Origin of the sequence: Escherichia sp. XD33, from assembly GCF_019375075.1 — a bacterium.
In the GTDB taxonomy this organism is placed as follows: domain Bacteria; phylum Pseudomonadota; class Gammaproteobacteria; order Enterobacterales; family Enterobacteriaceae; genus Enterobacter; species Enterobacter flexneri_A.
In genome coordinates this window covers 1-3,599 of the sequence record NZ_JAENDM010000124.1, presented here as the reverse complement: position 1 = coordinate 3,599, position 3,599 = coordinate 1, and the positions used below count along the sequence as shown (strand labels likewise).

General features: G+C 46.0%; 6 protein-coding genes. All 6 read right to left on the bottom strand.

Annotated features, from left to right (window positions below):
• Positions 1 to 290: 290 nt before the first annotated feature.
• Positions 291 to 1,466: a site-specific integrase gene (locus K0778_RS25195; RefSeq protein ID WP_000531797.1), complete on the bottom strand. Its 1,176-nt coding sequence runs from the start codon at positions 1,464 to 1,466 to the stop codon at positions 291 to 293.
• Positions 1,427 to 1,633 carry a hypothetical protein gene (locus K0778_RS25190; RefSeq protein ID WP_001331174.1) on the bottom strand — a complete coding sequence of 69 codons (207 nt, stop codon included), beginning with the start codon at positions 1,631 to 1,633 and terminating at the stop codon, positions 1,427 to 1,429. The genes K0778_RS25195 and K0778_RS25190 overlap by 40 nt, the downstream gene beginning before the upstream one ends.
• Before the next feature lie 59 nt (positions 1,634 to 1,692).
• Entirely contained in the window at positions 1,693 to 1,908 is a 216-nt protein-coding gene (locus K0778_RS25185; RefSeq protein ID WP_001331173.1) for a hypothetical protein, read from the bottom strand.
• A complete protein-coding gene (locus tag K0778_RS25180; RefSeq protein WP_001242962.1) occupies positions 1,905 to 2,267 on the bottom strand; it encodes a hypothetical protein in 363 nt (120 codons plus the stop codon). The genes K0778_RS25185 and K0778_RS25180 overlap by 4 nt, the downstream gene beginning before the upstream one ends.
• The gene (gene yfdR / locus K0778_RS25175; RefSeq protein ID WP_000008210.1) at positions 2,258 to 2,794 is read right to left on the bottom strand and encodes a 5'-deoxynucleotidase; all 537 of its coding nucleotides are present in this window, start codon (positions 2,792 to 2,794) and stop codon (positions 2,258 to 2,260) included. The genes K0778_RS25180 and yfdR overlap by 10 nt, the downstream gene beginning before the upstream one ends.
• Positions 2,795 to 2,921: 127 nt before the next feature.
• On the bottom strand, positions 2,922 to 3,599 hold a 678-nt coding region (locus K0778_RS25170), incomplete at its 5' end, for a YfdQ family protein (RefSeq protein WP_096999201.1).

Here is a 3,599-nt window from a genome sequence, read left to right as displayed (position 1 = left end):
GCGGCGTTTACTGGAAAACTCACTGTCGGCAAAAGTCAGTTGCTGGCTCATCCGGTTACTCATTCTGGGTTCAGGTTACAACACGATGATCTCACATCTCGGACTTATTCGCACCTTCCCTAGGACAGCTGCCTGAGTACCAAGTTCACCTATAACATATATGCTTGGTTCGAATTTTTGCAAGGTAAAAAGTGCCTTATGTTTAAGTATGTATGATGTGGATATGACGAACATAACCACATCACAAATAACTTTTTATCAGGTTTCAGTGGCTATTTGTTCGGGCAGCATCAAGCCTGTTTTGTATCATTAGTATTTTTAGCGGTATGTCCGTCATATGCAGCAAGGTAACTGCCATAGTGACGAAATAGCATTTCTGGTCCCTTATGGCCCATCTGGCCTGCAAGCCAGAACAGGTTCGCACCACGGCTGATATGGCTGGTGGCGAATGTATGCCTGGTCTGATATGGGTTACGGTACCGGATACCTGCTTTACGTAAGGTTGGTATCCACGCTTTTTTCCTTATCGCATCGGCGCTGGCCCACGGTTTGTTTGTCTTTGGATCTTCAAAGACAGTAGCATCCTTCATGAATGTAAATGGCTTCTGATTTATCAGCGCCAACATTGCCTCTTCTGTCAGTTCAACTTTACGAGTACCGGCTTTTGTCTTTGTTCCTTTGATAACACCGACAACACTTGCGCTCTGGACATGGGCAGTTTTTCCAACAAAGTCGATATCACGCCATCGAAGGGCACATAATTCAGAACTACGCAGGCCTGTATGTATAGCGAACCGGAACAGATTTTCCCATTGTTTGTTTCCGGCTGCTGCTAGTAATGCATCAACTTCTGCTGGTGATAGCGGATCAACCACGTAGCTGCTTTCTGCTTCTGACTTATCACTTTGGTAGCGCGAAGCAGTTACCAACGATACGGGGTTAATTTGAAGTACCCCATCGGTTACGGCTTCATCAAGTGCTGACCGCAGGAAAGATAACTGGTTGCGAATTGTTTTTAAGGTCGTTTTCTGGCTTTGAATCCACGCTTTCAGGATTGCTGGTGTTAATTCACTTGCAGGGCAAATGTGGAGTGAGGCTAACGCACTACGGCATTTTTTATAACCACCAATCGTAGAGGGTGAAAGTTTTCTCGTTTCGCAGATTTCAAGGTATTCGTCCAGGTACATTTTTACCGTTTTGCCTGCAGCAGCATTACCAAAAATTTTCAAACGAGCAGAACGGGGAAAATATTCCGCATAAATGAATGTTCCCCTTTCGATCTTATTATGAATTTCGCCGAGTGTGCGCTCGGCGTATTTTATGTTCTTTGGTATTACTTCCAGATTGGAAAGAGGCTCACGACATTTAACTCCTTTGTAGGTGAAAGTTATATTGATCGTTTCGCCCTGGCGGTGTTTCCTGATTGTTACGCCGCGCGGTAGTTTGAGCAGTTTTGTCTGGCCCATTTTGCAACCTCACTAAGATCAATCCACCTCTCCTTAACGCCTTCAACCTTTAAAACCTGAACACCTTCACGCCAAACACCGCGCTGTACACGTTTGTTTATTGCTTCAGGAGTTTCGCCAGTTTCTTTGCAATAAGTTGAGATTGGAACACAATCGAGGTTCAGCATATGTTTCTCCACTTAGCCCGCTGCACACGGGCAGTAATATCAAATTCCAGTCCTGATAATTAATTTTGTTCCCTGGTTGCTACCTGTTTTATTGGCCTGATGCTGTCCAGTAGCAGACGGCGACGCATGTTAGGTGCCCCCCAACGGTAACCAGTCTTTTTGTCGTAGGATTCACAACGTCCGGCAACCCAGGACGTTTCAGTGGAATGTAATTTCATCCGCTTTTCACCGTCTCGGGTGATAACAATTCCTGTATGAGTTTTTATCACGCTCATTTCTTAGTCTCTGGTGCTTTCGGCATTACTGCCCAGTGAGTGATATTGACGTTTTCAAGGTCCCCGACCTGAAATGTCCACTGCCATTCTCCGGTTTCTTTTTGTCCCCAGGTGTACCAGAGAGAACGCCAGCCAATCAGCCAGCCTTCTCCGTTAGCATCAAATAACAGAACACTTTCATTTGCTGGTGGCAGTTCAGCTGACACTGGTATTATTTTGCTTTCCAGTGCCGCACATTTAGCTTCAAGCGCGTCGAATTTACGTACCAGGTACTCAGCATTTGTTTCGTTCACTTTCAGATCTCGCGGTACACATTTCCCGCGAAGAAACCCTTCCATTTCGAAAACACTCATGCGCATTTGCGTAACTCCGATAATTCGTTAAAGCGTTCCATAAACATCCCGTAGGCATGGCCTGGAGCCAGTGGAATCACGTTGAACATCTCTGTTGCCGGGATACCTTCCAGCACAGGCCAGAAAGAGCCATCATCAAGCCCGAGATCGCGGCGTTCGGTTGCCAGCATGATGAGATCGGCATATTTCACTGGCGTGCTCATAACAGGAGGTAACCCGTATTTCTCACGGATTACGGCGTCTATTTTTTCTTCCATCCGTTTATAGTCAGGAAGAAGTCGTTTCAGTGGTGCGGGGATGTCCTGGCAATACGCTTCTGTTGCATCATGCATTAACGCTTCAAAAGCAAATTCCTGCGGCACCAGCTGGCTGCAAAGAACCGCATGTTGGGCGACGCTGTAGAAGTGCGAAAGATGACCGGCAAAGCGACAGATATTTGAAAGGGAAACCGCGATATCGTTAATATCGATGTCGTCTTTATTTATCCTGTCATAATAAAAATGCTTCCCGGAAAAAGTTTTAATAAATGACATTTTGTTCTCCACGTATATGCGCTGCACCGCGCTGAATTCTGGTAAAAAGAATCCCTCACCATCCGGCGATTATTGAGTAAATTACGTTTCCATAAATGCCCCCGCAGGGGCATTTGCAGTAATGAAATCAGGCGGTGAAAGTACCAATAAAGGTTTCTACTTTGCTGTCCTTGAATTTCTCAACAAGCAGATCACGAAATTCGTTAGCCATTTCTTCCTGCACCGCCTCCAGCTGAATAATGCGCAGAACCAGTACAGGACGATCGCCAGTGATAATACTGAGGCGTAATTTAAACGGACGTTCTTTCAGACCTTCAAACGGAACGCATTTAAATTCAAATGCCACTGGCATAATGTCTTTGGTCTTCGCTTCGACAGACTCCATCAGGGAGCGTTTGCCGCTGAAGTCATTATCTTCAAAATCAGCGGTCTGGTTTGCTTCAATCGTGATTTTACGGACAGCCGCAGCCGCTTTTGTTGCCTGAATAGCGTCACCATTAGCATCAAAGCCCACAAGATAGTCGGCCCAGTCTTCAATCCATTCTGCCAGTGACTTCTGGGAGTTACGCTCGCCGTTAACAGACAACAGAGCAGAGAACGGTGCTGTCTTTTTCAGTTTGAGTGTGGCGGTGTTATCTGCGTGACCTGGTTCATCAATAGTACCCAGGTTAAGCACACTGACGGCACGCATATTATCAGCATCGATAAAGCAGCGGGTGCCTTCATCTGCAAGATCTTTAGAATAACGGGTAAAGTCATCGATGCTGGCAGTGGAAAGCGCACCACGGAAACGGAAGCGATTTAA